23 protein-coding genes are annotated in these 26,501 nt (G+C 74.2%); 21 read left to right on the top strand and 2 right to left on the bottom strand.

Annotation, left to right across the window (positions count from 1 at the left end; genetic code table 11):
* The 3 genes from ACFYZL_RS30120 to ACFYZL_RS30110 are packed head-to-tail and all read left to right on the top strand — an operon-like array spanning nucleotide 1 to nucleotide 2,428.
* Nucleotides 1–867 (top strand): thioesterase II family protein, encoded by an 867-nt coding sequence (locus tag ACFYZL_RS30120; protein ID WP_388683286.1) that lies wholly within the window; start codon nucleotides 1–3, stop codon nucleotides 865–867.
* The gene (locus tag ACFYZL_RS30115) at nucleotides 864–1,718 is read left to right on the top strand and encodes a metallophosphoesterase family protein (protein WP_384752582.1); all 855 of its coding nucleotides are present in this window, start codon (nucleotides 864–866) and stop codon (nucleotides 1,716–1,718) included. Before ACFYZL_RS30120 ends, ACFYZL_RS30115 begins: the two co-directional genes overlap by 4 nt.
* Nucleotides 1,715–2,428 carry a 4'-phosphopantetheinyl transferase gene (locus ACFYZL_RS30110; RefSeq protein ID WP_384752580.1) on the top strand — a complete coding sequence of 238 codons (714 nt, stop codon included), beginning with the start codon at nucleotides 1,715–1,717 and terminating at the stop codon, nucleotides 2,426–2,428. Before ACFYZL_RS30115 ends, ACFYZL_RS30110 begins: the two co-directional genes overlap by 4 nt.
* On the opposite strand, the gene ACFYZL_RS30105 is transcribed toward ACFYZL_RS30110, so the two are convergent.
* Complete coding sequence (locus tag ACFYZL_RS30105) at nucleotides 2,365–5,211, bottom strand: AAA family ATPase (RefSeq protein WP_388683282.1); 2,847 nt, start codon at nucleotides 5,209–5,211, stop codon at nucleotides 2,365–2,367. The genes ACFYZL_RS30110 and ACFYZL_RS30105 overlap by 64 nt on opposite strands.
* A 234-nt stretch (nucleotides 5,212–5,445) precedes the next feature.
* Between ACFYZL_RS30105 and ACFYZL_RS30100 the strand changes: the two genes are divergently transcribed.
* The 8 genes from ACFYZL_RS30100 (at nucleotide 5,446) to ACFYZL_RS30065 (ending at nucleotide 14,102) form a co-directional block, all read left to right on the top strand.
* Nucleotides 5,446–8,094 carry a DUF6531 domain-containing protein gene (locus ACFYZL_RS30100; protein WP_388683280.1) on the top strand — a complete coding sequence of 883 codons (2,649 nt, stop codon included), beginning with the start codon at nucleotides 5,446–5,448 and terminating at the stop codon, nucleotides 8,092–8,094.
* A 52-nt stretch (nucleotides 8,095–8,146) separates the two neighbouring features.
* The gene (locus ACFYZL_RS30095; RefSeq protein ID WP_384752570.1) at nucleotides 8,147–8,551 is read left to right on the top strand and encodes a hypothetical protein; all 405 of its coding nucleotides are present in this window, start codon (nucleotides 8,147–8,149) and stop codon (nucleotides 8,549–8,551) included.
* Nucleotides 8,552–8,615: 64 nt separating this feature from the next.
* Nucleotides 8,616–9,650 (top strand): 3-oxoacyl-ACP synthase III family protein, encoded by a 1,035-nt coding sequence (locus ACFYZL_RS30090; RefSeq protein WP_388683278.1) that lies wholly within the window; start codon nucleotides 8,616–8,618, stop codon nucleotides 9,648–9,650.
* Between the two features lie 4 nt (nucleotides 9,651–9,654).
* Entirely contained in the window at nucleotides 9,655–11,538 is a 1,884-nt protein-coding gene (locus ACFYZL_RS30085; RefSeq protein ID WP_388683276.1) for an HAD-IIIC family phosphatase, read from the top strand.
* Nucleotides 11,535–11,762 carry a phosphopantetheine-binding protein gene (locus ACFYZL_RS30080; RefSeq protein ID WP_384752562.1) on the top strand — a complete coding sequence of 76 codons (228 nt, stop codon included), beginning with the start codon at nucleotides 11,535–11,537 and terminating at the stop codon, nucleotides 11,760–11,762. Before ACFYZL_RS30085 ends, ACFYZL_RS30080 begins: the two co-directional genes overlap by 4 nt.
* Nucleotides 11,759–12,523 (top strand): 2-oxo acid dehydrogenase subunit E2, encoded by a 765-nt coding sequence (locus ACFYZL_RS30075; protein WP_388683272.1) that lies wholly within the window; start codon nucleotides 11,759–11,761, stop codon nucleotides 12,521–12,523. Before ACFYZL_RS30080 ends, ACFYZL_RS30075 begins: the two co-directional genes overlap by 4 nt.
* On the top strand, nucleotides 12,520–13,605 hold the full coding sequence (locus tag ACFYZL_RS30070) for an alpha/beta hydrolase (protein ID WP_384752556.1): 1,086 nt from the start codon (nucleotides 12,520–12,522) through the stop codon (nucleotides 13,603–13,605). Before ACFYZL_RS30075 ends, ACFYZL_RS30070 begins: the two co-directional genes overlap by 4 nt.
* Nucleotides 13,602–14,102 (top strand): flavin reductase family protein, encoded by a 501-nt coding sequence (locus ACFYZL_RS30065; RefSeq protein ID WP_388683268.1) that lies wholly within the window; start codon nucleotides 13,602–13,604, stop codon nucleotides 14,100–14,102. The genes ACFYZL_RS30070 and ACFYZL_RS30065 overlap by 4 nt, the downstream gene beginning before the upstream one ends.
* Here ACFYZL_RS30065 and ACFYZL_RS30060 read toward each other — a convergent pair.
* Nucleotides 14,092–14,784: a TetR/AcrR family transcriptional regulator gene (locus ACFYZL_RS30060; RefSeq protein ID WP_384754358.1), complete on the bottom strand. Its 693-nt coding sequence runs from the start codon at nucleotides 14,782–14,784 to the stop codon at nucleotides 14,092–14,094. The two genes, ACFYZL_RS30065 and ACFYZL_RS30060, sit on opposite strands and share 11 nt — an antisense overlap.
* A gap of 79 nt (nucleotides 14,785–14,863) precedes the next feature.
* Between ACFYZL_RS30060 and ACFYZL_RS30055 the strand changes: the two genes are divergently transcribed.
* From ACFYZL_RS30055 to ACFYZL_RS30010, 10 genes are all read left to right on the top strand, one after another.
* The gene (locus ACFYZL_RS30055; protein ID WP_384754355.1) at nucleotides 14,864–16,321 is read left to right on the top strand and encodes a DHA2 family efflux MFS transporter permease subunit; all 1,458 of its coding nucleotides are present in this window, start codon (nucleotides 14,864–14,866) and stop codon (nucleotides 16,319–16,321) included.
* Between the two features lie 108 nt (nucleotides 16,322–16,429).
* Nucleotides 16,430–17,479, top strand: a complete 1,050-nt coding sequence (locus ACFYZL_RS30050; protein WP_384754352.1) for an LLM class flavin-dependent oxidoreductase — start codon at nucleotides 16,430–16,432, stop codon at nucleotides 17,477–17,479.
* A gap of 56 nt (nucleotides 17,480–17,535) precedes the next feature.
* Complete coding sequence (locus tag ACFYZL_RS30045) at nucleotides 17,536–19,188, top strand: ABC transporter substrate-binding protein (RefSeq protein WP_388683263.1); 1,653 nt, start codon at nucleotides 17,536–17,538, stop codon at nucleotides 19,186–19,188.
* Nucleotides 19,188–20,138, top strand: a complete 951-nt coding sequence (locus ACFYZL_RS30040) for an ABC transporter permease (RefSeq protein ID WP_384754347.1) — start codon at nucleotides 19,188–19,190, stop codon at nucleotides 20,136–20,138. Before ACFYZL_RS30045 ends, ACFYZL_RS30040 begins: the two co-directional genes overlap by 1 nt.
* Entirely contained in the window at nucleotides 20,135–20,965 is an 831-nt protein-coding gene (locus tag ACFYZL_RS30035) for an ABC transporter permease (RefSeq protein WP_384754345.1), read from the top strand. Before ACFYZL_RS30040 ends, ACFYZL_RS30035 begins: the two co-directional genes overlap by 4 nt.
* Nucleotides 20,962–22,770 carry a dipeptide ABC transporter ATP-binding protein gene (locus ACFYZL_RS30030; protein WP_388683260.1) on the top strand — a complete coding sequence of 603 codons (1,809 nt, stop codon included), beginning with the start codon at nucleotides 20,962–20,964 and terminating at the stop codon, nucleotides 22,768–22,770. Before ACFYZL_RS30035 ends, ACFYZL_RS30030 begins: the two co-directional genes overlap by 4 nt.
* 271 nt (nucleotides 22,771–23,041) lie before the next feature.
* The gene (locus ACFYZL_RS30025; RefSeq protein ID WP_388683258.1) at nucleotides 23,042–24,067 is read left to right on the top strand and encodes an acyltransferase family protein; all 1,026 of its coding nucleotides are present in this window, start codon (nucleotides 23,042–23,044) and stop codon (nucleotides 24,065–24,067) included.
* On the top strand, nucleotides 24,064–25,287 hold the full coding sequence (locus tag ACFYZL_RS30020) for a cytochrome P450 (protein ID WP_388683256.1): 1,224 nt from the start codon (nucleotides 24,064–24,066) through the stop codon (nucleotides 25,285–25,287). Before ACFYZL_RS30025 ends, ACFYZL_RS30020 begins: the two co-directional genes overlap by 4 nt.
* A complete protein-coding gene (locus tag ACFYZL_RS30015; protein WP_384754334.1) occupies nucleotides 25,284–25,544 on the top strand; it encodes a ferredoxin in 261 nt (86 codons plus the stop codon). The genes ACFYZL_RS30020 and ACFYZL_RS30015 overlap by 4 nt, the downstream gene beginning before the upstream one ends.
* A 2-nt stretch (nucleotides 25,545–25,546) precedes the next feature.
* Nucleotides 25,547–26,461, top strand: coding sequence for an alpha/beta hydrolase (locus ACFYZL_RS30010; protein ID WP_384754332.1), 915 nt, complete (start codon nucleotides 25,547–25,549; stop codon nucleotides 26,459–26,461).
* Nucleotides 26,462–26,501: the final 40 nt, after the last annotated feature.

Below are 26,501 nucleotides of genomic sequence, written 5' to 3'. Positions count from 1 at the left end.
GTGGCGACGGAAGAACCCGACCGCTGGCTGCGGAGGTTCCACCCCTCCGCCGGGGCCACGGCCGAACTGGTCTGCTTTCCGCACGCCGGTGGCTCGGCCGCCTACTGGTTCGCTCTGTCCCGCCTGCTCACACCGGCCGTCGAGGTGCTCGCCGTGCAGTACCCGGGCCGGCAGGAACGCCACCGCGAGGCACCGGCCGGCGATCTCCACGCCCTGGCCGACCGGATCACACAGGCGCTGGTGCCGCGACCGGGCGCACAGGGCCCGCGGCCCCGGCTGTTCCTGGGGCACAGCATGGGCGCCTCGCTCGCCTACGAGGTGGCCGTGCGCCTCGAGGACACCACCGGCGGCGGACCCGCCGCGCTCCTGCTCTCCGGACGCCGGGCGCCGTCCCGCTCCCGGCCCGGAGCGGACCGGCTCGACGACGACCGGGCCCTGCTGGCCAAGGTCCGCTCGCTGGGCGGCACCGGATCCGGTCTGCTGGACGACCAGGAGATGCTCGGCCTCGTCCTGCCGGTGCTGCGCGCCGACTACGGCGCGCTGGCCTCGTACGAACCGACCGGGGGCGCCCCCCTGTCCTGCCCGGTGGTCGGACTGGCCGGCGACCGGGACCCGGAGGCCTCGCCGGAGGAGGTGCGGGCCTGGGGCTCGCACACCAGCGCGCCGTTCGACCTGCACGTGTTCCCCGGCGGGCACTTCTTCCTCACGGAGCACACGGCGGCCGTGGCCGAGCTGGTGTCCGGCCTGGCCTCGGACCTCGCGTCCGGCCCGCTCCCCGCCGCGGACCTCGCGTCCGGCCCGCTCCCCGCCGCGGCCCGCCGCCCGGTCTCCGGCCCGCCGCCCGCCCGCCCGGGCCTGCGCGCGTGAGCGGCAGCCTGCTCGCCATCAGCGATCTGCACGTGGCCTACGAGGAGAACGGCGGGGCACTCGACGCCCTGCGGCCCCGGCACGAGGACGACTGGCTGCTGGTCGCGGGTGACGTCGGGGAGATCCTCTCCGACGTCGAGGCGGCGCTGCGGCTGCTGAGCGAGCGCTTCGCCAAGGTCGTCTGGGTGCCCGGCAACCACGAGCTGTGGTCGCACCCCCGGGACCCGGTGCTCCTGCGGGGCGTGGCCCGCTACGAGGAACTGGTGTCCCGCTGCCGCGCGTTGGGCGTCGTCACCCCCGAGGACCCCTACCCGGTGTGGGAGGGGCCCCAGGGACCGGTGACCGTGGCGCCGCTGTTCCTGCTGTACGACTACTCCTTCCGCCGGCCCGGGGTGCGCGACGCGCGGGAGGCACTGGAACTGGCCGCCGAGAACGGGGTGGTGTGCGCCGACGAGGCCCTGATCCACCCCGAGCCGTACGCCGACGCGGGCGCGTGGTGCCGGGCCCGGCTGGAGCTGACCGAGCGGCGGCTGGCCGCGCTCGGGCCGGACGTGCGCACCGTACTGGTCAACCACTTCCCGCTGGTGCGCGAGCCCACCCGGGTGCTGCGCCACCCGGACTTCGCACTGTGGTGCGGGACCGGGGCGACCGCCGACTGGCACGTACGGTTCCGCGCCACGGCCGTGGTCTACGGCCACCTGCACATTCCCCGGACGACCTGGTACGACGGCGTCCGCTTCGAGGAGGTGTCGATGGGCTACCCCCGCGAATGGCGCCGCCGCGGCGACCGGCCCGCGGGACCCCGGCTGATCCTGGCGGGTCGACCCGATCCCGCGAAGGAGTCGGCATGATGAGGGAACTACTGCCGTCCTGGGCCGTGTCGGCCGAGGCGTACGGGGATCCGCCCCGGGCCCGGCTGCATCCGGCCGAGGAGGCTGTGATCGCGCGGGCCGTGCCGTCACGGCGGCGCGAGTTCACGACCGTACGCCACTGCGCCTCGCTCGCCCTCGGTGAACTGGGCGTGCGGTACGCTCCGTTGCTTCCGGGCGAGCGCGGGGCGCCGACCTGGCCGACCGGGGTCGTGGGCAGCATGACCCACTGCCGGGACTACCGGGCGGCCGTGGTGGCCAGGGCGCACGACGCCTTGGCGCTGGGGGTGGACGCCGAGCCCGACGAACCGCTGCCGCACGGCATGCTGGAGTCGGTGTCGCTCCCCCGGGAGCGGGAACGGATCCGCGCCCTGCTCGCCCTGCGGCCGGACCTGTGCTGGGACCGGCTGCTGTTCAGCGCCAAGGAGGCGGTGTACAAGGCATGGTTCCCGCTGACGGGGCGGCTGTTGGACTTCCATGAGGCCGATGTGCTGTTCGACCCCGTGCGGTGCTCGTTCCGGGCCGCCCTCCGGGTACCCGGGCCGCTGGTCGGCGGGCGGGAGCTGCGGGCGTTCGAGGGCCGCTGGACGGCGGGGCGCGGGCTGCTGGCGACCGCGGTCGCGGTGGCTCAGCCCGCCAAGGCGACGAGCCGCGCCAGTTCCGCGCGCGAGGTCACCCCCAACTTGCTGTAGATGCGGGTGAGATGGGCCTCGACCGTACGGTGGCTGACGGTCAGCCGCATCGCGATCTCCTTGCTCTTGCAGCCTTCGCCGGCGAGTGCCGCCACCTCCTTCTCACGCAAGGTGAGCTCCGCGAGCAGCCCCTCGGCCCTGGCGTCCGGCTCGGCCCCCGGCCAGCCGGACGCGGGCCGGACGGCGCCGCGGGCGGCCTCCCGGGCCAGCTCCCTGGCCATTTCCCGGGCCCGCGCGCCGGCCGGGCTGTCCGGGCCGAGCAGTTCGAGGGCCTCCTCGTACACCTGGGCCGCCTCGGCCGTCCGGCGCCGGCTCAGCAGGGCGTGGCCGCGGGCCATGAGCGCGTGGCCGCGCTGTTCGGCGATCCCGACGGCCGCCGCGGCGTCCGCCGAATGCGACGCCCATTCGGCGACGCCCTCCGCCTCCATGCCCGCGTTCTCCAGCCCCACCGTGACGGCGGCCGCCGCCAGGAGCTCGTAGCCGCGGGCTGCCAAGACCGCGACGGGCTCGGAGACGCGCCAGGCCTCCCGGCGCGGCAGCAGCAGGGCGAGGGCGGCCTCTCCGTCCCCCGCCGCGAGGTACGCCTCGGCCTGGAGCAGCGCGTTGAGCGGGGTGCGCGGCGAGGCCATCGGATCCCCCGAGGGCGGACGGGCGGCACGCGTGGACGGCCTGCCGCGGCCCAGCTGTGCCCAGGCGGCGGCCGTGATGGCGTCCGAGAGCCCGACGTGGTCGCTGCGGCCCGCCGCCTTGGCCACCTCCCGGCATTCCCGCGCCGCCGCCAGCGCGTCCGGCATCCGGCCGGACTGGTAGTGGACGTAGCCGAGGGTGTCCAGCAGCGGCGCCAGCAGATGCGCGTCGCCCCTGGTCCGGACGGCGGCCAGGGCGCGCTCCGCGTGGCCGTGCGCGGGGCCGTACCAGCCCATGAGCGCCTCGGCCCAGCTCAGCAGGAGCAGCAGGGTGCTCTCCTGCTCGCCCGCGGTGGCGTCCCCGTCGTCGAGTTCGTCGAGGGTCTGGGCGGCGGCCTCCAGTGCCCATTCGGCGGCGCAGGTGTCGCCCGCGACGACCGCGCACAGGCCGCGCAGGGCGAGGGCGCCGGCCACGGTGACCGGGGCGGCGCCGGCCGTGGCCCGGACCAGTGCCTCGACGTCGGCGCGGGCGGGTACTTGGCCGGCGAGGACCTTGGCCACCTGCTGGCGGACCTGGAGGAGGGCCACCGCCTCCGGGTCCGTGTGCGCTTCGGCGGAGAGCGCGGCGGCGATCAGGCCCTGGGCCTCCTCGTCGCGGCCGAGGGCCGCCAGGACGGCGGAGAGGTACGCCACCTCGCCGGCCCGGGCGGACGCCGCCCCTGCGGCCGGGGCGACGGGGCCGACCGGGCCGGCGAGGACCTCCCGTACGAGCCCGGAGACCCGCTCGGCGTCGCCGGCCGCGGCGAGGTGCTGGATCACGGACTGCCACAGTTCGGCGGACACCGGTTCGGCGACCGGCGGGAGCGAGGCACGGTCGAGCCGGATCGCCACGGTCAGCCAGTGCGCCGCCGCGGCGGGCCGGCCCAGGTGGAGCGCGGTACGGGCGGCGGCGACGAGGTCGTGCCGGTCGCCGTCGCCCGTGCCGGACCCGGCCCGTTCGATGTGCGGGGCCAGTTCGGTGGCGGGGGCGCCCTGCGCGCGCAGGCAGGCCAGGGCCCGCGCGTGGGCGCCCGCCCGCCAGCAGGAGTCGATCTCCTCGTACAGGCCCCGGCGCAGCAGCGGGTGCCGGAAGGCCAGCATTCCGGGTAAGGCGGCGGGCCGTACCAGGTCGCGGCGGCGCAGCCGGCCGAGGATCGCGCAGCACTCGGTCCTGGTGACGCCGGCCACCTCGGCCACGGCGTCGACGGTGAAGGTGTCGCCGAGCACGGCGGCCGCGTGGACGACGGTCAGGGTCACCGCGTCGAGCGGGGCCAGCTCGGCGTGCAGCCGTACGGAGAGGCCGCCGCCCGCCGCCCGTCCCCAGCCCTCGGGGGCCCCGGCGGCTTCCCGTTCGGCACCGGCGAGGGCCAGCAGGTACAGCGGGATGCCGGCGGCGCGCTCCCGCAGGTCGGCGAGGTCGGATCCGTCGGCGACCGGTGCGCCGGCGGCCGAGCACAGCAGGGCGGCGCTCTGTTCGAGGTCCAGTCCGGGCAGTTCCACGAGGTCGACGAGTCCCTGCTCGACCCCGTCGTGGAGGGTCGCCCGTACGCCGGCGGGTATCTGCCGCGGGCGGTGGGCCACGACCACGGCGAGGCCGCCGGTCACCGGCCAGTGGATCAGCGTCTGGAGGAGTTCGGCGGTGCCGGGGTCCGCCCAGTGGTAGTCGTCCAGGACGAGCAGCACTCCGCCGCGGACGGTGGCCAGGCAGGCGGAGATCAGGGTGCGCAGCTCGGCGTAGAAGCGGCAGCGGGTGCTGAAGTCCGCGTTCTCGTGGTCCGGTCCCTCTGCGAGGGCCCGGATCAGCGCGGCGGCCTCCGGCAGCGGCGAACCGGTGCCGTCCTCGGCCTGCCAGGTGGTGAGGGCCTGGATGAACGGGTGGTGGGCGACGGCCGATTCGGATTCGGAGCAGCGGCCACGCAGGACCCGCATGTTCCGGCGTTCGGCTTCGCCGGCCAGAGCGGTCAGCAGGCGGGTCTTGCCGGTTCCGGGGTCGGCGGCCAGTTCCGCGGCCGTGGAGCGTCCCTGTCCGGCGGCGTCCAGGATCCGCTCCAGACGCTGCAGTTCGGCCGTGCGGACGGTGGCGGAATTCGGTCCTCGGACAGTCGTGATGAGGGTCACCGCGCGTCTCCTTCGGTCCTTTGCCGCATGGCCGGGATTCATCGGCCCGCCGACAGCCTACGAGACGACTCCAGCCGTCAAGTGGCCCGTAACAGAAGATTCACGGGGCCCGGTCCGGTCGGCCGGGGCCGACCTTAGGCGAGCTTTAGAGCCCGGAGTGAGCCTGGCGTCCCGCCGGACGGTGCCCTGCCGCGGCGGTTTTCCGGACACGTTCCCCGCCCTGAGGAGTCGCCAGTGCCCACGCTTCGGGACACCCCTGGAGGCCGCGCCGTGCGGCGCGTACCGATCGGGGACAGGACGGAACTGCTCGTCGATCTGGCCTCCGGAGAGCCGGTGTTGCGCCGCCTCGACCTGGTGGTCGCCGGAGCCGGTCGGCACCTGCGGCTGGTGCGCGAGTACCGGGGCGGATCTCGGGCGGACGAGGGCTTCGGCCCGGGCTGGTCCCTGTCGGCGGGCGAGGGCAACACGATCGACCGGTTCGGGGAGCCGGTGACCGTCACCGACTCCCGGGGCCGGGTCACCACCCTGCACCGGGACGGTGAGGGCCGCATCACCAAGCTCATCGACCCCACCGGCGCCCAGGCCGCCGCGTTCGCGTACGACGCGGCGGGCCTGCTGGTGCGCGAGTGGGACGCCGTCGGCGCGGTCACCGACTTCGGCTGGGACGAGGGGGGCCGGCTGGTACGGATCACCCCGCCGCACGACGGGCCCGTGGACCTGGCCTACGGCGAGGGCTCCGCGGTGGTCGCGGTGGGCTGGGCGGGACCGGACGCGCCGGTGCGCACCGGGTTCGCGTACGAGGAGGGGCGCACCGTCGTCACCGGTCCGACGGGCCGGCGTACGACGCACTCCTTCGACGCGGCCGGGCGGCAGGTCGCGGTGACCGACCCGCTGGGCCACACGGCCCGGCAGGAGTGGGACGCCGCGGGCAGGCCGACCCGGACGGCGGACGCCGCGGGCGGCACGCTGCTGCGCGACTACGACGAGGAGGGCCGGCCGCTCTCGCTGCGGCTGCCGACCTCCGGGGTGTTCGCGGCGGTGTACGCGGATCCGACGCACCCGGGGCTGCCGAGCTCCCTGCGCGACCCGGCGGGCCACGAACTCCTGCTGGAGCGCGACGCGTCCGGCCGGGTGGTGCGCACCGGGGTCGCGGGCCGCGAGACGCCCCTGGACACCCGGGCCTACGATCCCGTGCACGGCCGGATCACGGAGTTCACGGACGGCAACGGGGCTACCACCGCCTTCCGTTACGACGCGGCGGGCCATCTCACGCAGGTGGTGCCGTCCGCCCCCCTCGGCACCACCGCGTACCGCTACGACGCCCTGTCCCGCATCACGTCCGTGACGGCCGGCGACGGCCGCACCACGGGTCACCGGTACGACGCCGTGGGCCGGACCGCCGAGGTCGTCGACGAGGACACCGGCGAGACCCTGGTCGGGCTGGTCCACGACGGGCTCGGCCGGCCCGTCCGCAAGTCGGGGCCCGGCTGGTCGTACTCCTTCGCGTGGGCCCGTACGGCGGGCGGCGACCGCCTGACGTCGGCCGTGCGGAGGGACGACACGGGATCACAGGAGATCCGCGCCGGATACGACGCCGAGGGCCTGATCACCTCGCTGGCCACGCCCGGCGGACCGGTGCTCTACGGGCACGACGCCGCCGGCCGTCCGGCCTCCGTCACCACCCCGGCGGGCAGCACCGCCCTGCTCGCGCACGACGCGGCCGGGCGGCTGACCTCGGTGGACTTCGGCCCGGCCGTCCAGGAGATCGCCTACGACGCCTCGGGGCGCAGGACCGCCCTGGCCGTGCGGAACACGGCCGGGGAGGTGCTCCTGTCGGTCGAGTACGGCTACAACACGGGCGGCGGGGCGGACTGCGACGTACTGCGGCACACCGTCGTCGACGGCGAGTTCACCGGCTACGGGTACGACTCCCTGAAGCGGCTGGTGCGGGCGGGCGCGGTGGAGTACGCCTACGACGGGGCGAACCACCTGGTGCGCCTGGGCGAGATCGGGTTCACCCTCAACGGGGCGGGCCAGGTCGTGCGGTTCGGCGAGACCACCTTCGAGTACGACGGGGCCGGGAACTTCACCGAGGAGCAGAACCCGACCGGTTCGTTCACCTACAGCCCCACCCGGCAGACCCTGACCGGGGAGTTCGGGGGCGTTCGGGTGGTGGACATCGCCTACGACGGCGTCGGGCACGAGACCCCGCGCCGCATCACCGAGACCACGGTGGACGGCCGCACGGTCACGCACGTCCTGACCCACAGCCACCTGGGCGTGGTGCGGGTCGCCGACGACGGCGTGCCCACGGACTTCGTGCGCACCCCGGACGGCACGCTGCTGGCGGTACTGACCGCCGACGGGCGGCACTACTGGGCCGTGACGGACCAGCACGGCTCCGTGCTCGCGCTCCTCGACGAGCAGGGCTCGGTCGCGGCCCGCTACGCCTACACCCCGCACGGCGCGGTGACGGCGACGGGTCCGGCCGCCGCGCTCAACCCCTTCCGCTACCGGGGCGCCTACCAGCTCCTGCGCAGCGCGCACGTACTCGACCACCACCTCTACAACGGGTTCTGGGGGCGTTTCACCCAGCCCGATCCGACCGGCCGCCAGTACGCCCCGTACACCTTCTCCGACAACGACCCGCTGAACAGCGGGACGTGGACCCGCGGCAGCTTCTGGTCGGTGCTGACCCGGGCGGGGCACGAGGACGTCACCGACGTCTTCTTCCCGTCGCCGGACGGGGCCGGACGCGCCGCCGGACCCGAGCCGCTCACCGGACCCGTCACCGGTCCGTTCACCGGTCCGTTCACCGGGCCGGGCACCAGTCCTGACCGGCCTCCGCTGGTTGCCTGGGACATCCCGTCCCGGACCGTGTGACTCCCGGTTTCCCTTCCCGCCCCATCCCTTACGACAGTTGAGGAACCAGACCATGGCAGACCAGATCGTGATCCGCGTGCCCAAGGAGATCGTCGTCAAGGTGGTCGACGACGTGGAGGTGTCGGATCCGCAGATCGGCCAGACCGGAACGTTCGACGACGAGCTGTTCGACGAGTCGGGCAAGCTCATCGGCACCTCGCACGGGTCCTTCCGCATCGCGTACGAGCGCCCCGGCGACGGCGGCCTGCTGACCTACTACACCGAGGACATCACCCTCGACGACGGCACGATCCACGCCGAGGGCTGGGCCGACTTCAACGACGTCCGCACCAGCGAGTGGGTGTACTACCCGGCCACCGGGACGAGCGGCCGCTACGAGGGGCTGACCGGCTTCCGGAAGTGGCGCATGACCGGCGTCCGCGCCTCCGCCGAGGCCCGGATCCTGCTGTCCGACTGAGGCCCGGCCGAGATCCGGCCGAGGTCCGATCGACGCGAGGCAACGCTATGAGGAGAGAGCACTGATGACCGGTCGGGACGTACACATCCTCTCGGCGGCCTCCGCGCTGCCCGGGCCGGCGGTGGACAACGCCGCGCTGGCCCGGCGATTCGGCATGGACCCGCTGTGGGAACAGTGGGTCGAGGCCTTCATCGGCACCCGGTCCCGCCATCTGGCGCTGGACCTCGAGTCGGGGGAGATCACGAGTTCGCTGGCGGACCTCGCCGAACGGGCGGGGCGCAGGGCGCTGGAGGCCGCCGGGCTCACGGGCCGGGACGTCGACGCGGTGGTGCTGGGCACGGCGACCCCGGACCGGCTGATGCCCGCCACGGTGAACATCGTCGCGGACCGGCTCGGCATCGACGGGGTGCGCACCTTCCAGCTCCAGTCGGGCTGTTCGGGCGCCGTGCAGGCGCTGGACGTGGCGCGGCAGATCCTGCTGAGCGGGACCGGCCGCCGGGTACTGGTGCTCGGCGGCGACGTGATCGCCCGCTTCTACGACGTCACGGCCGACCTGCGCAAGGCGGCCCCCGCCGAGCTGGTCAACTACGTGCTCTTCGGGGACGCGGCCGGGGCGGCGGTGCTGTCCGTCGAGCCCGGGCCCGGATCGGCCCGGGTGCGGGGCCTGTTCACCCGTCTGGTCGGGCTCGGCCGGGAGCCGGGCGCGGTCCTGGAGTGGTTCGGCCCGGCCGACCGGGACAGCGACCGGCCCGCGGCGAGCGAGGACTACAAGGCCATCGAGGAGCACGTGCCGGTCATGTCCGAGGAGGTGCTGGCCGAGCTGCTGGACGAGGCCGGCTGGAAGCCGGGGGACGTCGACCTGCTGCTGCCCCCGCAGCTGTCGGGCCGGATGACCGGGCTGATCTCGAAGCGGCTGGCGCTGCCGAACGCCGAGGACGTCTCCGTGGTCGCCGAGGCCGGCAACAGCGGCAACGCGATCGTCTTCCTCCAGCTGGAGCGCGCGCTCGCCGGGGCCTTCGGGCCGGGCCGCAAGGCGGTCGGCATCTCCATCGAGTCCAGCAAATGGATCAAGGCCGGCTTCGCACTGGAAGGGAACTGAGACCGTGGCGGATTCACTGGCCGCTCTGCACCGCGCGGGACGTCTGGCCGAGCGGTACCCGGACGTCCGGGGGCTGCTGGCCGAAGCGCCCGAGGCGGATCTGGTCCGGTACGGCCGGCTGCTGGCCCGCCTCGATCCGGACGAGGTGCTGGCCGCGCACCCGGACGTACCGGCGCCGCTCGTCGCGGTCACCGGGCACGGCACCCTCGCGGCCCTGGTGCCGGCGCTCACCGTCGAGTTCGCCCGGCACGGGCTGCTCGCCCGGGTCCGGCTGTCGGACTTCGACAGCTGGGTCTTCGACCTGGCCGATCCGGACAGCGCCCTGTACGCGGCGCGGCCCTCGCTCGCGCTGCTGGTGCTGGACCCGGCGGTCGTCACGGACGAACTGCCGTCGCCCTGGCGGGTGGAGGACGTGGAGCGGGTCCTCCACGCGAAGCTCGCGCTGGTCGAGCGGGCCGCAGCCGTCTTCGCCGGCGCCGGCGCCGGCGCCACGCTCGTCCTCAACACCCTTCCCCTGCCCCGGGAGCTGACCGCGCAGGTGGTCGACCTGAGGTCCCGGGCCCGGCTGGGCGCGCTGTGGCGGGAGGCGAACGCACGCCTGCTGCGGCTGTCCCAGCTGCGGTCCGAGGTGGTGGCCGTGGACCTCGATCCGCTGCTCGCCGAGGGGGTGCCCGCACGCGACGTCCGGCAGAGCGTGTACGCCCGGGCGCATCTGTCGGACGCCCTCCTCGCCGGCTTCGCGCGGGAAGTAGGGCACCTGGCCCGGCAGTCGGCAGGCGGGGGCAAGAAGGTACTGGCCCTCGACCTGGACAACACGGTGTGGGGCGGGGTGCTGGGCGAGGTCGGGCCGGAGGGCATCGAGACGGAGGGCGGCTACCGGGGCCAGGCCTTCCACCGGTTCCAGCAGGTGGCCAAGCAGCTGGGCGCGCAGGGCGTCCTGCTCGCGGCGGTCAGCAAGAACGACCTGGATCCCGTGGTCAAGACCCTGCGCGAGCACCCCGGTTTGGCGCTGCGCGAGGAGGACTTCGTACGGATCCGGGCCAACTGGAGTCCCAAGCACGACAATCTGACCGAGCTGGCGCGGGAGCTCAACGTGGGCGTGGACAGCATCGTCTTCGTCGACGACAGCCCCTTCGAGTGCGGTCTGGTACGCAGCGAGCTGCCGGCAGTGGCCGTGGTGCAGGTGGACGAGGAACCCGCGCTGCACGTGCAGCGGCTGCTGGCCGAGGGCTGGTTCGACGTACGGCAGCTCACGGCCGAGGATCTCGCGCGGCCCGCCCGCTACCGGGAGGAGCAGGCCCGCCAGGACTTCCTGGACACCTTCGACTCGCTGGAGGGCTACCTGCGCGAGCTGGACGTCTCGGTGACCCTGGCCCCCGCAGAGCCGGAGCAGTACGCGCGGGTGTCCCAGCTGACGCTGCGCACCAACCAGTTCAACCTCACCACGCACCGGCTCCAGCCCGCACAGGTGCGGGCGCTGGCCGAGGACCCTGCGGCATCGGTGCTCACCATCTCCTCCGCCGACCGGTTCGGGGAGAACGGCCTCGTCGGGGCGGTGCTGCTGTCCCGTGAGGGCGACAGCGTGCACATCGACAACTTCCTGCTCAGCTGCCGGGTCTTCTCGCGCGGCATCGAAGGGGCGGTACTGGCGGCCGTACTGGGCCGTGCGCGGGAGGAAGGGGCCCGGCAGGTGCTCGCGGGCTACCGGCGCACCGCGAAGAACGGCAAGGTCGCGGACTTCTATCCGCGGTCGGGCTTCGCCACCGTGGCCTGCGACGAGGCCTCCGCGCAATACCGGCACGACCTGGACCCGCTGCCTCGGCCCGCGGACCACATCCGTCTGACCGCGCGGTTCGAGACCGCGCTCCTGGAAGGGAACGCCCCGTGAAGACCGTGGAGGACTTCGTCCTGCTGCTCCAGGACGAACTCGCCCTGTCCGTGAGCGCCGAGGAGCTCGGCCGCAGCCTGGACACCGTCGAGTCCTGGGACTCCGTGCACCTGCTGGCGCTGTGCACCGCCCTGGAACGGGAGACCGGCCGGGCGCTGTCGCTGGCGGACGTCCTGGAGGCGCCGAGCCTGGAGGCGCTCTACCGGCTGGCGGTGGCGCCGTGACGGACACGCCCGGCGAGCCGCTCCCCCGCCAGCGCCGTCACACGCTGTTCTTCCTGGAGGTGATCCGGGAGTTCTCGCCCGTCTTCCTGGACACCGAGGTGGACATGACCCGGGTGCTGGCCCACCGCGCGACCGCCCTGGAGAGCACGGGGGTGCGGTACGCGACGACCGCGTACGTACTGCGGGCCGCGGGCCGGGTGCTGGCCGCGCATCCGGACGCCAACGCCGCGATCCGCGGCGGCGTCGGGCGGCCGCGGATCGCGCGCTACCCCTTCGTCAACGGAAAACTGGCCCTGGACCGGACCCTGGACGGCCGGCGGGTGGTGCTGGGCAGCGTCGTACCGGATCTGCACACCGCCGAACTGCCCGCCGTCCAGGCGCACCTGGACCGGGTCAGGGACGGGGACCCGGACCGGCTGGAGGACTTCGAGGGCATCCGGAAGCTGCACCGGCTGCCGTGGCCGGAGGGGCGGCGCACCTTCCGCCAGGCCGCCGGTTCGCTGGCGCTGCGGCCCCATCTGACGGGGACCTTCTCGGTGAGCTCGCTCGGACACCGCGCCGTGGACTCCTTCCATTCGGTGGGCGGGACGACGACCACCTTCGGGGTCGGGCGGATCCTGGACCGCCCGGTCGCGCGGGGCGGGGAGATCACCGTCGCGCCCGTGCTGCGCCTGAGCCTGGCGTTCGACCACCGGGCGATCGACGGCGCGGAGGCCGCCGACGTGCTCACCGAGGTCAAGGAAGCACTGGAGAGCGTATGAACGACATCGCCGAGCTCAAGAACTTCGTGGTGGCACACACCCGTTCGCAGGGGCTGCCGCCCGAGCACTACGACGCGCTGCTGGCCCGGATCGGGCACGACGGGGACGGAACGCCCGGTTCCTGGGTGCACGAGTGGAGCGCGGAGGCCACGCGGCTGGCGGACGAGGGCCGTCTGCTCGAAGCGTCCGTGCACTACAACATGGCGCGGTTCCCCTTCGTGGACGGCGCGGCCCGGGCGACGGCCCTGGAGCGCTGTACGGCCTCGTTCGCGGACTGGGCCGCCGGCTTCCCGGCCGTCGGGCGGCTGGACGTGGAACTACCCGAAGGCCGGATCCGGTGCTGGACCACCGGGCTGGACGCGGACGTGCCCCGGCCGCTGCTGGTGATGACCGGCGGCATCGTGTCGGTCAAGGAGCAGTGGGCGCCGGTGCTGCTCCAACTCGGGCAGCTGGGCTTCGCCGGCGTGGTCACCGAAATGCCGGGGGTCGGCGAGAACACCCTGCCGTACGACGCCGGCAGCCACCGGATGTTCAGGGCGGTACTGGACGCCGTCGGGGACCGGGCGGACACCTCGCGCACCTTCGCCCTGGCGCTGAGCTTCAGCGGCCATCTGGCGTTGCGCGCCGCCCTGTCCGACGACCGGATCAAGGGTGTGGTCGGTGCCGGAGCGCCCCTGCACGACTTCTTCACCGACACCGAGTGGCAGCGTTCGGTGCCGCGCGTGACCACCGACACGCTGGCCCATCTGGCCCGTACGACGCCCGACGAGGTGTACGGGGTGATCAAGGGGTGGGCGCTGGCGCCGGAGGAGCTGGCGGCGCTGCGCGTCCCGGTCGCCCACGTCACGAGCCTGCGCGACGAGATCATCCCGCCCGGTGACGCGAGGCTGCTGCGCGAGCGGGTGCGCTCGGTGCGGCTGCTGGAGCACGACGACGTGCACGGCTCGCCCCGGTACTTCGCGCAGACCCGGCTGTGGACCCTGCTGTCGGTGCTGCGCATGCGCGGCGGGTACGGGGAGCAGCGGGCCGCGCTGACCCGGGAGTTCGCCCGGATGCGCTACGGGGCGGGGGCGCGGCCGTGAGCGCGGCGGCGGCCGCCGCGGTCGGTTCCCGGTGCCTGCGCAGCGTGCTGGGGCGGTTCGCGACCGGGGTGGTGGCGGTCGCGGCGGCGGACCCGCGGACGGGCGAGCGGGCGGGGCTGGCCGCGAACTCCTTCTGTTCGGTCTCCCTGGACCCCGCGCTGGTCTCCTTCTGCGTCGCGCACACGAGTTCCAGCTGGCCCCGGATCCGGGCGGGCGGGCTGCTGGGGATCACGATCCTGGGGGCGGACCAGGAGGAGGCGGCGATCCGGCTGGCCGCGCGGGGATCGGACAAGTTCCACGGGCTGCCGTGGACGCGGTCCCCCGGCGGGGCGCCGGTGCTGGACGGGGCCCTGGCCTGGCTGGAGTGCGCGATCGAGGCGGAGCATCCGGCGGGCGACCACGTGATCGTGGTCGCCCGGGTGCTCCGCCTCGACGCGTCGGGGGCCGGTGAGCCACTGCTGTTCTACCGCGGGGAGTTCGAGCGGATCAGCCGCTGACGCCGGGGCCGGGCGCGGGGCCCGTGCGGGGGTCGGCTGCGAAGGCGCGCAGGAAGGTGTCCACGCCCGCGCTGACGATGTGCCGGACCTGCTCCGGGTCCAGCGGCCGGGTGCCCAGTGCGCTCATGCCCGGCAGTTCCTCGTAGACGAGGGCGATGAACTGGTTGGCGGCCCGCTCGGGGTCCTCGATCCGCAGGTGGCCCGCGTTGGCGAGGCGGGCGAGGCGGCCGGCCAGGGCGTCGGTGAACTGGTTGGGTCCGCTGGCGCGCACCTCGTCGAAGAGGTCGGGGAAGCGGACCGCCTCCGCGTACAGCAGCCGGCGCACGGACTCCGACTGCTCGTCGCAGTAGCAGTCGACCAGCTTGTGGGCCACGTCCTCCAGGCCGGGCCGCAGTCCCTCCGGGTCGGTCGGGAAGTCCTCCAGCACGTCGAGGGTCTTGGCGTTGGAGCGCGCCGCCGTCTCGGTCATCACGTGCCGGAAGAGGTTCTCCTTGGACCCCAGGTGGTTGTAGATCGTGGGCTTCGCGACCCCCGCCTCGGTGGCGATGAGGTCGAGGCTCGCCTGGCTGTAGCCCACGCGCGCGAAGACCCGGAGGGCCGCATCCACGATGGCCCGCCGCTTGTCCATCCGGCCCCGGTCCGCCGGGGCCGCTTTCGTTTTCGGGGTCTCGCCAACGCTCATGGCGCCATGCTACCGTCCCAACCATAAAACTTAACCACCCAGTTCAAATTGATGGGCAGATGAGTTCAAAGGAGTTACCGTGTCTGTAGCAAAGGCGCCGGAGAGCAGCCCGGCCCGGCTCGATTCCGGGCTGCTCACGCTGCTCGGCGTGATGGTGCTCGGCGGGATGATGTCCTACCTGGACGCGACGATCGTCAACGTCGGGATCAGCACGCTGGGCGGCGAGTTCAAGGCCTCGCTCGCCACGATCGAGTGGGTGACCACGGGCTATCTGCTCGCGGTCGCCCTGGCCATCCCGCTGGCCGGCTGGGCGCTCGTCCGGTTCGGCGCGAAGCGCATGTGGCTGCTGGGCCTCACGGTCTTCCTGCTCGGCTCCACGCTCAGCGCCTTCGCCTGGAACGCGGAATCGCTGATCGCGTTCCGCGTCCTGCAGGGTCTCGGCGGCGGCATGATCGACCCGATCATGATGACCGTGGTCGCGGGCGCGGCCGGCCCCGAGCGGATCGGCCGGGTCATGGGCCTGATCTCCGTACCGATCACCCTCGGACCGGTGGTCGGCCCCATCGTCGGCGGCCTGCTGCTGGACAACCTCGACTGGAAGTGGCTGTTCCTCGTCAACATCCCCTTCGCGCTCGCCGCGATCGTGCTGGCGGTCAAGGTGCTGCCCGCCGACCCGCCGCCCAGCGGTGACCCGGTCCCCCTGGACGTCCTCGGCGTGTTCCTGCTCTCCCCCGGCTTCGCCGCGCTGGTGTACGCGCTCTCGCAGGCCGGCGCGCACGGCTTCGGCAGCACCCCGGTCGTCATCGGGCTCGCCGTGGGCATCGCCCTGTTCGCCGGATACGCCGTGCACGCCCTGCGGACCGACAAGACCCCGCTGCTCGACCTGAGGCTCTTCTCCAGCAAGGGCTTCACCGCCGGCGTCACCACCATGTTCCTGCTCGGCGGCGGCCTGTTCTCGCTGCTGTTCCTGCTGCCGCTGTACTACCAGCAGGTGCACGGGCACAGCGTGCTCCAGTCCGGTCTGCTGCTCGCGCCGCTCGGCCTCGGCACGCTGATCGGCATGCCGCTGGCCGGCAACCTGGCCGACAGGTTCGGGGCGCGCGTACTGGTCCCGTCCGGCGCCCTGCTGATCGGTGCGGGCGCCCTGGTCTTCACCCAGTCGGGGCCCGACACCTCCCAGGTCCTGCTGACCGTCGCACAGCTCGCCGCCGGCTTCGGGATGGGCCTGGTCGGCGCCCCGACCATGGGCTCGGTGTACCGGACGGTGCCGGGCGAGGCCGTCGCCGGGGCCACCGGTGCGGTGTTCATCCTGAACCAGATCGGCGCCTCGCTCGGCATCGCCGTGGTGGCGCTCATCCTCCAGGGCGGCGGCGAGCACGCCGTGCCGACGGCCGACAGCTTCGCCGACGCGTTCTGGTGGGCCGTGGCCGCCGCCGTGGTGGTCTTCCTCGCCGGACTGCTCCTGCCGGGCCGGCCGCAGCCCGCTCCCGCGGCCGCGCCGGACGTGGCCGCCGAGCCGGTGCCCGACCACGCCTGACCCGGCCCCGCCCGTCCGGCCCCTTCCGCTCCGGCCGGGTGCCGTGGAACCCCCGCCACGCCACCCGGCCGGTCTCCCGTACCGCCCTTCCCCGCAGAGGAGTTCCCGATGACCGGCTCCGGCCGCATCCCGCTGTCCGTGCTCGACGTGGTCCCCGTCTTCGAAGGCGGCTCCGCGACCACCGCCCTGCGCGACACCGTGGCCCTCGCCCCGCAGGTCGAAGCCCTCGGCTACCACCGCTACTGGGTCGCCGAACACCACAACACCCCGAGCCTGGCCACCTCCGCGCCCGCCATCCTGATCGGCCGGCTGGCCGCCGCCACGACCACCCTGCGGGTCGGCTCCGGCGGAGTGCTGCTGCCCAACCACGCGCCCCTGGTGGTGGCCGAGCAGTTCGGCACCCTGGAGGCGCTGCATCCCGGCCGCGTCGACCTGGGCCTCGGCCGCGCGCCCGGCACCGACCCCGCCACCGCGCGCGCCCTGCGCCGGGCCCCGGACCGTGGCGGGGACGACTTCGGGGACCAGATCGCCGAGCTCGGCGGCTACTTCGCCCCCGCCGACCCCGGTTCCGGCATCGTCGCCGTGCCCGCCGCCGACGGCAGGCCGGAGCTGTGGATGCTCGGCTCCAGCCCGGCCAGCGCACAGGCCGCCGGGGCGCTCGGGCTGCCGTACGCCTTCGCCCACCAGATCAACCCGCACGCCTCGGCCTTCGCGCTGGAGCGCTACCGCGAGTCGTTCCGGCCCTCGGAGCAGCTGGACCGGCCGCGCACGCTCGTCTCCGTGCTGGTCACGGTGGCCGACACCGACGAGGCCGCGCTCGCGGTGGCCGCCCCGTACCTGCTGGGGAAGATACGGATGCGCACGGCCCGCCGCTTCGACGCCTTCCCCTCCGCCGCCACCGCGGCCTCGTACGGGTTCGACCGGGCCGAACGGCAGTTCCTCGACGACCTCACGGCGCCCCAGCTGATCGGCTCCCCGGACACGGTCGCCGGGGCACTGGCCGCGCTGCTGGCGCGTACGGCCGCCGACGAGGTCATGGCGCTCACCGTGGTGCCCGGACAGCAGGACCGGCTGCGCTCCTTCGAACTGTTCGCCCAGGCCGCGGCCCGTGCGGGAGTCCCGGCGGGTCACGCCGCGGGCGGTTCAGTCCGGCTTTAGCCCCCGTCGCGACAGTGGACCCGGTCCCGCACCCGTCAACCGTCCCGGAGTCCGTCATGCACTCGCGCCACCCGGCTCGCAGAGCCGTCCTCGTGTCCGCCCTCGTCCTGACCACCGCCACCGCCCTCGCCGCCTGCTCGGCCGGGGAAGCCGCGACCCCGGCGGCCGGCGGCGCCGCCAAGCCGGTGTCCGGCGGCAAGCTCGTGTACGCCACGGACCAGGAGCCGGACTGCTGGGACCCGCACACCAGCGCCCAGGACGTCACCGCGTTCGTCCAGCGGCCGGTCTTCGACTCCCTCGTCTACCAGACCCCGGACGGCGAGCTGAAGCCCTGGCTCGCGAAGTCCTGGCGGACCGGCGAGGACGGGAAGACGTACACCTTCACCCTCCGCGAGGACGTCACCTTCCACGACGGGACGAAGCTGGACGCGGCCGCGGTCAAGGCGAACCTCGACCACATCACCGCCAAGGAGACCAAGTCCCAGTACGCGGCCGGGCTGCTCGGCCCGTACGAGGGCACGACGGTGAAGAGCCCGACCGAGGTCGAGGTGCGCTTCAGCCGCCCCTACGCGCCCTTCCTCCAGGCCGTCAGCACCACCTACCTGGGCATCGCCGCCCCCGCGTCGCTGAAGGACGGTGCGGACAAGCTCTGCGCGGGCAACGACGCGGTGGGCAGCGGCCCCTTCAAGGCCGGCCAGTACACCCGCGGCCAGCAGCGCGCCTACACCAGGAACCCCGGCTACGCCTGGGCGCCCGAGGGCGCCGGACACACCGGCCCGGCCCGGCTGGACTCCTTCACCCTCCGCTTCATCAGCGAGGAGGCCACCCGTGTCGGCGCCCTGACCTCCGGCCAGGTCGACGCCGCCGGCGCGGTACCGGCCCAGCAGGTGGGGGTGGTCAAGCGCGACACCAAGCTGTCGCTCGTCTCCAAGGGCGTCCCCGGGGCGGTCGACGCCTTCTACCTGAACACCCAGAGCCCGCTCTTCTCGGACCTGCGGGTCCGCAAGGCCTTCCAGCAGGCCCTCGACGTGGACGCGGTCGTCGCCTCCGTCTTCCAGGGAGCCGGCACCCGGGCCTGGAGCGTCCTCTCCCCCACCACCCCGTACAGCTACGACAAGACCCTGGAGAACAGCCGGCCGCACGACACCGCGTCGGCGGCGAAGCTCCTGGACGAGGCGGGCTGGACCGGGCGGGACGGCGAGGGCTACCGCACCAAGGACGGCAAGACCCTCACGGTCGTCGCCCCCGTCTACGGCAAGCCGAGCCTCTTCTCGCAGGCGGTACAGGGCGACCTGAAGAAGGCGGGCATCAAGCTCGACCTGGCCGCCTCCACCGACGCCGCCGAGGTGTCCGGGCGGCTGGACTCGGGCCGCTACGACGTGGTCGAAACCGGCTGGGCCCGCGCCGACGGCGACATCCTCAGCCACTTCTTCCTGTCCACCGAGACCGCCGAGGGCGGCGGCCACAACTTCGCGCGCGTCGCCGACCCGCAGGTCGACGCCTGGCTGAAGGAGGCCCAGGCCGCCGCGGACCCGGCCAAGCGCGCCGAGGCGTACGCGAAGGTGCAGCGCTGGACCCTGGACCAGGCGGTTGTCGTCCCCGGCTACGTCAAGCAGTCCACGGTCGGCTTCAACCGGCGGGTGCACGACCTGCGCCCGTCGGTCTCGGCGTGGCCGGAGTTCTACGGCGCCTGGGTCGAGGGCCACTGATGCCGGCTGCCGTCCGCTACCTCGCCGCCCGGCTGGGCGCCGCGGCCCTCGTCGTGTGGGGCGCGGCGACCTGCGCCTTCCTGGTGCTGCACCTCGTACCCGGCGACCCGGTGGACGCGGTGGTCGGCACCCACGCCCTGGTCGACGCGGCGCAGCGGGCGGAGATCCGGCAGCACTACGGGCTGGACGAGCCGCTCCCCGTGCAGTACGCGGCGTACTTGGGGCGGCTCGCGCGGGGCGACTTCGGCGACTCGTACCAGTTGCAGCAGCCGGTGTCCCGGGTGCTGTCGGAGCAGCTCGGCCCGACGGTCGAACTGGCCCTGTACGCCACGCTGACGGCCCTGCTGCTGGCGGTCGCCGTGGCGGTGCTGACGTCCGGCCGGGCCCGCTGGCCCCGCCGGGTTTCGGCCCTGCTGGAGCTCGCCGTCGTGTCCACGCCGTCCTTCTGGTTCGGGATCATGCTGCTGACGGTGTTCTCCTTCCGGCTCGGCTGGTTCCCGGTCTCGGACAGCGGGGACGCGCGGTCCCTCGTGCTGCCGGTGGCCACGCTGGCCCTGCCGATCGCCGCGGTGCTCGCGCAGGTGCTGCGCGAGGGGCTGCTCGACGCACTGCGGCAGCCCTTCGCCCTGACCGCCCGGGCCCGCGGCCTGCGGGAGCACACCGTACGGTCCCGCCACGCCCTGCGGCACGCGGCGCTGCCCGCGCTGACGCTGGCGGGCTGGTTCACCGGCACGCTGCTGGGCGGGGCCGTGGTCGTGGAGAACGTGTTCGCCCGCTCCGGGATCGGCCGGGTCGCCCTCCAGGCGGTCGGCGGGCGGGACCTGCCCGTGGTCCAGGGGGTGGTGACGCTGTCCGCGGTCGCCTTCGTACTGGTCGGGGCCGTGGTGGAGGTGCTGTACGCGGTGGTGGACCCCCGGCTGCGCAAGGGGACGGGGGTGGCTGCCGCATGAGCGCGTCCCACCGGGGATTCCGGATCCGCCCGTCGGTGGCCGTTGCCGGGGCCGTCCTGCTCCTGATCCTGACCGCGGCGCTGGCGCCCGGTCTGTTCACCGGTGCCGGCGCCACCGACACCGATCCGCTGAACGCGCTGCGCCCGCCGGACGGCGCACACTGGTTCGGCACCGACCAGTTGGGCCGGGACGTCTTCGCCCGCGTGGTGCACGGCACCCGCTACTCGCTGGCGATCGGCGCGGCCGCGACGGGCGCGGGTGTGGCCGTCGCCGTGGTGTGGGGGCTGGCCGCGGCGCTGTCGGGCCGGTTCGGCGACGCGCTGCTGATGCGCGGGGCGGACGTACTGCTGGCCCTGCCGGGGCTGCTGCTGGCGCTGATGGTGGTGCTGGTCGCCGGCAAGGGGGTGGCGGGCACCACGATCGCCGTGGCCGTCGGCACGGCGCCCGGCTTCGCCCGGGTGGTGAGGGCGCAGGCGCTGGTCGTACGGCGCTCCGGGTACGTGGAGTCCGCGGTCGCCCTCGGCGTCCCGCGCCCGCTGATCGTGGTACGGCACGTGCTGCCCAACACGCTGGGGCCGCTGCTGGTACTGGCCACGGTCACGCTCGGAGCGTCCATCTCCACCGGGGCCGCGCTGAGTTACCTGGGGCTCGGGGCGCAGCCGCCGACCCCGGAGTGGGGGGCGATGCTCACCGAGGGCCAGGGCTTCCTGGACCAGGCGTGGTGGATCGCGCTGTTCCCCGGACTGCTGCTGCTCGGCACCGTCCTCGCGGTCACGGTGGTGGGCCGCCACGCACAGACACGAGCCGAAGGGCGGGCTTCCTCATGACCGGCATACGACGCGGTGCGGAGGGCTCCGCCGGGGGCGCCGGGGGTGGAACGGGCGCCGGGGGTGGAACGGGCGCCGCGGGCGGCTCGGGCGGCGGTCCGCTGATCGAAGTGGCCGACCTGGACGTCCGGTTCGGCACCGGGCCACGCCAGGTGCACGCCGTACGGGGTGCCTCGCTGGCCCTGGCCGCGGGCCGCTGCCTGGCCCTGGTCGGCGAGTCGGGGTCCGGCAAGAGCGCGCTCGCGCGCAGCATGCTCGGGCTGGCCGGGCCCACCGCGTCGGTCACGGCGGCCCACCTGCGGCTGTTCGGGCGCGACGCGCGCGGGTTCGGCGATCGCGAGTGGCGCACCGTACGGGGGCGGCGGATCGCCCTGGTGGCGCAGGACGCGCTGGTGGCGCTCGATCCGCTGCGGCCGGTGGGCAAGGAGATCGCCGAACCCCTGCTGACCCACCGCCTGGTGCCCCGGTCGCGGGCCGCCGAGCGCGTGGTCGGGCTGCTCGGGCGGGTCGGCGTGCCCGAACCGGCCGAGCGGGCGGCGAGTTACGTGCACCAGCTGTCCGGGGGGCTGCGCCAGCGGGCGCTGATCGCGTCGGCCCTGGCGGCGGAGCCGGGCGTACTGATCGCGGACGAGCCGACCACCGCGCTCGACGCCTCCGTGCAGGCCCGGATCCTCGCGCTGCTCGGCGAGTTGAAGGCGGGCGGCACGGGACTGCTGCTGATCAGCCACGACCTGGCGGTGGTCGAGGCCCTCGCCGACCGGGTGGCGGTGATGAAGGACGGGCGGATCGTCGAGTCCGGCCCCGTGGCGGAGGTGCTGGAGCAGCCGCGGCACCCGTACACGCGGGCGTTGCTGGCGGCCGTACCGGGCAGCCGGCGACGCGCCGTGCCGGCCCGGGTGGCGGAGGGCGAGCCGCTGCTGGCCGCGCGCGGGCTGGTCAAGGAGTTCAAGGGGCCGCGCGGCAGCCGCCGTACGGCCGTGCGCGACGTCTCCTTCACGCTGCGGCCCGGGGAGTCGCTGGGCCTGGTCGGCGAGTCCGGGTCGGGGAAGTCGACCCTGGCCCGGATGGTGCTGGGGCTGACCGCGCCCGACGCCGGTGAGATCCACCTGGCGGGCCGGGCGTGGAGCGCGGCCCGGGAACGCGACCGGCGGGCCCGCCGGGGCACCGTGCAGCTGGTGCCACAGGATCCGCTCAGCGCCTTCGACCCCCGGTGGAGCGTGGAGCGGATCGTCGGCGAGGCGCTGGCCGCGGCCGGTGTGCCCCGCGGGGAGCGGCGCGGGCGGGCGCTGGGACTGCTGGAGCGGGTCGGGCTGGCCGAGGAGCACCTGGAGCGCCGGCCGCTCGCCCTGTCCGGCGGGCAGCGGCAGCGGGTCGCCATCGCGCGGGCCCTGGCACCGGGGCCGCGCCTGCTCGTGTGCGACGAGCCGGTGTCGGCGCTGGACGTGTCCGTACAGGCGCAGGTCCTGGACCTGCTGCGCGAGCTCCAGGCCTCGCTGGGGCTGGCGACGCTGTTCATCTCGCACGACCTGGCCGTGGTCCGGGAGGTCTGCGCGCGGGTGATGGTGATGAAGGACGGGCGGATCGTGGAGTCGGGCCAGGTGGAGGAGGTGTTCGCGGCCCCGTCCCACCCGTACACACGAACCCTCCTGGCAGCGGTCCCCAAACGCGCCCGATCCGACGCGGGCGCCGCCGCGGGCCGGGACGAGGGGGTGCGGCGGGCGGGCGAGCAGACCGCTGGCGGGAGCGCGGGCGTTGCGGCGGGGCGGGGGCGCGTGGAGCCGGGGGCGGCACAAGAGCGGCTTTAGATCCGGCCAACAGGCGGCTGCGAGCGTGGGGTCGTCCGTCGGACCGAACCGGACCGGACCGCACGCCGGGAGCCCGGCCCGGGCCGCCGGGCCCGCCCGCACCAGCCCGTTCCCGTACCAGCCGGAGGTCGCCCTTCATGTCCCGCCCACCCGCGTCCAGACTCCCGTCCCTGACGGGACTCCGCTTCATCGCCGCCCTGCTCGTCTTCGCCTTCCACACCACCTGGCAGACCCGGTCATCGGCGGGTCCGCGGGCCAGACCCTCGGAGACGTGTTCGACCACGCCGGTTTCTACGGCGTCAGTTTCTTCTTCGTGCTGAGCGGCTTCGTGCTGACCTGGTCGGCACGGCCGGACGACACGGCGCCCCGGGTCTGGCGGCGGCGCCTCGCGAAGATCTACCCCAACCACCTGGTCACCTTCGTCCTCGCGGCCGTGGTGATGCTGGTCGCCGCCGATCCCTTCACCGCGAAGGGGACCCTGGCCAACCTCTTCCTCGTCCAGGCCTGGTTCCCCGACATCACCGTGCCCAACACGATGAACGCCGTGAGCTGGTCCCTGTCGGTCGAGCTCTTCTTCTACCTGAGCTTCCCCTTCCTCCTGCGCGTGCTGAACCGGGTGCCGGTGGCCCGGCTCTGGCCGCTCGCCGCCACTCTCGGCGCGTTCACCGTCATCGCCCCGCTGGTCGGCCGGTACGCCGTCACCGGGACACCGCTGCCGTTCATCTCCGACGGCTCGCTGTCCTTCGAGCAGATCTGGTTCGTCTACTTCTTCCCGCCGGTGCGCGCCCTGGAGTTCCTCCTCGGCATGGTCGCCGCACGGCTGGTACTCGCCGGGGCCTGGCCCCGGATCGGGCTGGCCCCCGCCGCGCTGATCGCCGTCGGCGGGTACGCCGTCAACTCCCTGGTCCCGTACCTGTACGGGATCGCCGGTACCGCAGCCCTGTGGCTGACCCCGCTGGTGGCCGCCGCCGCCGTGTCCGACGACACCGGGAGCCCTTCGCCGCTGCGCGGGCGGGTCCTCGTACGGCTCGGCGAGCTCTCGTTCGCGTTCTACATGGTGCACGGCCTGGTCGTGACGTACGGGCACCGCCGGCTGGTCGCCGGATCCGACCTGCCGGCGGCGGCCGGGGCGGGTCTGCTGCTGCTCGCGCTGCTGGTCAGCCTGGGGCTGGCGCACGCCCTGTTCACCTGGGTGGAGACACCGGCCGTACGCCGGCTCGGCGCGCCCCGCCCCTCCGCGCCGGCCACCGCTCCGGCGGCCGCCGCGCCCACCGCCACCCTGGAGGCAAAAGAATGACCGGGACGACGACCGGCCCCACCGCGGACACCGGGGGGCTGCCCGCGTATCCGCAGGCCCGCGGCTGCCCCTTCCAGCCGCCCGCCGGTTACGACCGCTACCGCGAGGAGGGGCCCGTCTCCCTCGTGGAGCTGTACAACGGCCGCCGGGTGTGGGCCGTCAGCGGCCACGCCGAGGCCCGCCAGGTGCTGCTGGACGCGGCGACCTTCTCCTCGGACCGGGTGCATCCGCACTATCCGGCCACCGCCCCCCGCTTCGAGGCCGCCCGCAAGGTGCGCAACTTCATCGGGATGGACCCGCCCGAGCACACCGTCCAGCGGCGCATGTTGCTGTCCACCTTCACGGTCAAGAAGGTGGCCGCGCTGCGGCCCGGCATCCAGCGCCTCGTCGACGAGCTCATCGACACCATCGAGGCGAAGGGGCCGGTCGCCGACCTGGTCCCGGACTTCGCCCTGCCGGTGCCGTCCATCGTCATCTGCGAGCTGCTCGGCGTGCCGTACGCCGACCACGCCTTCTTCGAGCACCAGTCGCGCCGGGTGGTGACCGGCACCACCACGCTGGAGGACAGCGCGGACGCGTTCGCCCAGCTGAGCGGCTACCTGGACGGCCTGATCCGGCGCAAGGAGGCCGATCCGGGCGACGGGCTCCTCGACACGCTCATCGCCGAACAGCTCGCGCCGGGCCACCTCTCCCACCGCGACCTGGTCGACATCGCGCTGCTGCTGCTCGTCGCCGGGCACGAGACCACGGCCAGCGCGATCGCGCTCGGCGTGCTGACCCTGCTGCAGAACCCGGAGCAGCTGGCGGCGCTCCGGTCGGACGCCACCCTGCTGCCGGGGGCGGTGGAGGAGCTCCTGCGGTACATGGCCATCGCGGACGGGGTGGCCCGGTTCGCGACCACCGACACCGAGCTGGGCGGCCACGAGATCAAGGCCGGAGACGGGGTGATCGTGGTGATCTCGACCGCCAACCGGGACGAGGACGCCTTCCCCGGCGCGGACGCCTTCGACGTCGCGCGCGGAGCGCGGCACCACATCTCCTTCGGCCACGGGGTGCACCAGTGCATCGGCCAGAACCTCGCCCGTGCCGAGATGGAGATCGCCCTGTCCACCCTGTTCCGCCGGCTGCCGGGGCTGCGCCTCGCGGTACCGGCCGGAGCGCTGCCGCTCAAGGAGCCGGGCGGCGTGCAGGGCGTCTGGGAACTGCCCGTCACCTGGTGAAGGACCGCGACCGGCAACGCGACGACCGCGGTCACCCGTACAGCAGAAGGGACCTGAAGAACATGCGCATCACGGCCGACACCCACCGGTGTCTGGGCGCGGGACAGTGTGTGCTGTCCGACCCCGACCGCTTCGACCAGTCGGAGGAAGGAACGGTGCTCGTCCTGCGGGAGCGGGTGAGCGGTGCCGAGGAGGAGTCGCGGGCCCGCGGGACCGTGGCCCTGTGTCCCTCGCAGGCCCTCGCTCTGGAGGCCTGAGGATGCCGGTCGAGGGACGTCTGGTGGACGCGGTGGCGGACCACCGCGGCAGGCTGCTGGGCATCGGCGAACTGCCGCCGGTGCCGGGTACCGACGTACGGGAGCTGACGGTCCCGGGACCGGCCGGCGGTCCGGACGTCCTGGTACGGGTCTACCGGCCGCGGGAGTCGCGGGCGCCGCTGCCGGCGGTGCTGTGGATCCACGGCGGCGGGTTCTGCCTCGGCAACGTGGACTCCGTGCACCTGGGGGCCGCGCAGGCGGCCCTGCACGCCTCGGCGGTGGTGGTCGCGGTCTCCTACCGGCTGGCGCCGGAACATCCCTACCCGGCGGGTCTCGACGACTGCTGGGCGGTGTTGCGGTGGACCGCCGGCCATGCGGCCGAGATCGGCGCCGACCCGGGCAGGATCGCGGTGGCGGGGGCGAGTTCCGGCGGCGCCCTCGCCGCCGGTCTGACCCTGCTGGCCCGCGACCGGGGCGGTCCCGCGCTGTGTTTCCAGCATCTGAGCACGCCGGTGCTGGACGACCGGCTGGCGACCGCCTCGATGGCCGCGTACACGGACACGCCGGTCTGGAACCGCCGGCTGGCCGAGGAGAGTTGGGAGCTGTACCTGGGCGGGAACGGGGACGGGGGTGGGGGCGGGGTCTCCGAGTACGCCGCCCCGGCCCGGGCCGCGGACCTCAGCGGACTGCCGCCCGCCTACATCTCGACCGCCGGTCTCGACCCGCTCCGCGACGAGGGCCTGCAGTACGGGCTGCGGCTGGCGCAGGCGGACGTACCGGTGGAGCTGCACAACTTCCCCGGCGCCTACCACGCGTTCGTGGACGGGGTGGTGCCGGAGGACCGGCAGCGGATCGGGGTGGAGCACCTCACGGCGCTGCGCGCGGGGCTGCACCGGGGTCCGGCGGACCGGATTTAGAGCGGCGAAAGACCCCCGTTAGAGCAGGTGGCGAGCCTGG

Origin of the sequence: Streptomyces sp. NPDC001717 (genome assembly GCF_042892775.1) — a bacterium.
Lineage (GTDB): Bacteria > Actinomycetota > Actinomycetes > Streptomycetales > Streptomycetaceae > Streptomyces.
This window is presented reverse-complemented; position numbering and strand designations above follow the sequence as displayed.

Bases quoted from the DNA above. Each gene is read 5' to 3' on its own strand.
- ACFYZL_RS30020 (WP_388683256.1), top strand. From the start codon at position 24,064: ATGACCGGGACGACGACCGGCCCCACCGCGGACACCGGGGGGCTGCCC.
- ACFYZL_RS30045 (WP_388683263.1), top strand. From the start codon at position 17,536: ATGCACTCGCGCCACCCGGCTCGCAGAGCCGTCCTCGTGTCCGCCCTC.
- ACFYZL_RS30090 (WP_388683278.1), top strand. From the start codon at position 8,616: ATGACCGGTCGGGACGTACACATCCTCTCGGCGGCCTCCGCGCTGCCC.
- ACFYZL_RS30050 (WP_384754352.1), top strand. From the start codon at position 16,430: ATGACCGGCTCCGGCCGCATCCCGCTGTCCGTGCTCGACGTGGTCCCC.
- ACFYZL_RS30030 (WP_388683260.1), top strand. From the start codon at position 20,962: ATGACCGGCATACGACGCGGTGCGGAGGGCTCCGCCGGGGGCGCCGGG.
- ACFYZL_RS30010 (WP_384754332.1), top strand. From the start codon at position 25,547: ATGCCGGTCGAGGGACGTCTGGTGGACGCGGTGGCGGACCACCGCGGC.
- ACFYZL_RS30070 (WP_384752556.1), top strand. From the start codon at position 12,520: ATGAACGACATCGCCGAGCTCAAGAACTTCGTGGTGGCACACACCCGT.
- ACFYZL_RS30095 (WP_384752570.1), top strand. From the start codon at position 8,147: ATGGCAGACCAGATCGTGATCCGCGTGCCCAAGGAGATCGTCGTCAAG.
- ACFYZL_RS30035 (WP_384754345.1), top strand. From the start codon at position 20,135: ATGAGCGCGTCCCACCGGGGATTCCGGATCCGCCCGTCGGTGGCCGTT.
- ACFYZL_RS30110 (WP_384752580.1), top strand. From the start codon at position 1,715: ATGATGAGGGAACTACTGCCGTCCTGGGCCGTGTCGGCCGAGGCGTAC.
- ACFYZL_RS30060 (WP_384754358.1), bottom strand. From the start codon at position 14,784: ATGAGCGTTGGCGAGACCCCGAAAACGAAAGCGGCCCCGGCGGACCGG.
- ACFYZL_RS30040 (WP_384754347.1), top strand. From the start codon at position 19,188: ATGCCGGCTGCCGTCCGCTACCTCGCCGCCCGGCTGGGCGCCGCGGCC.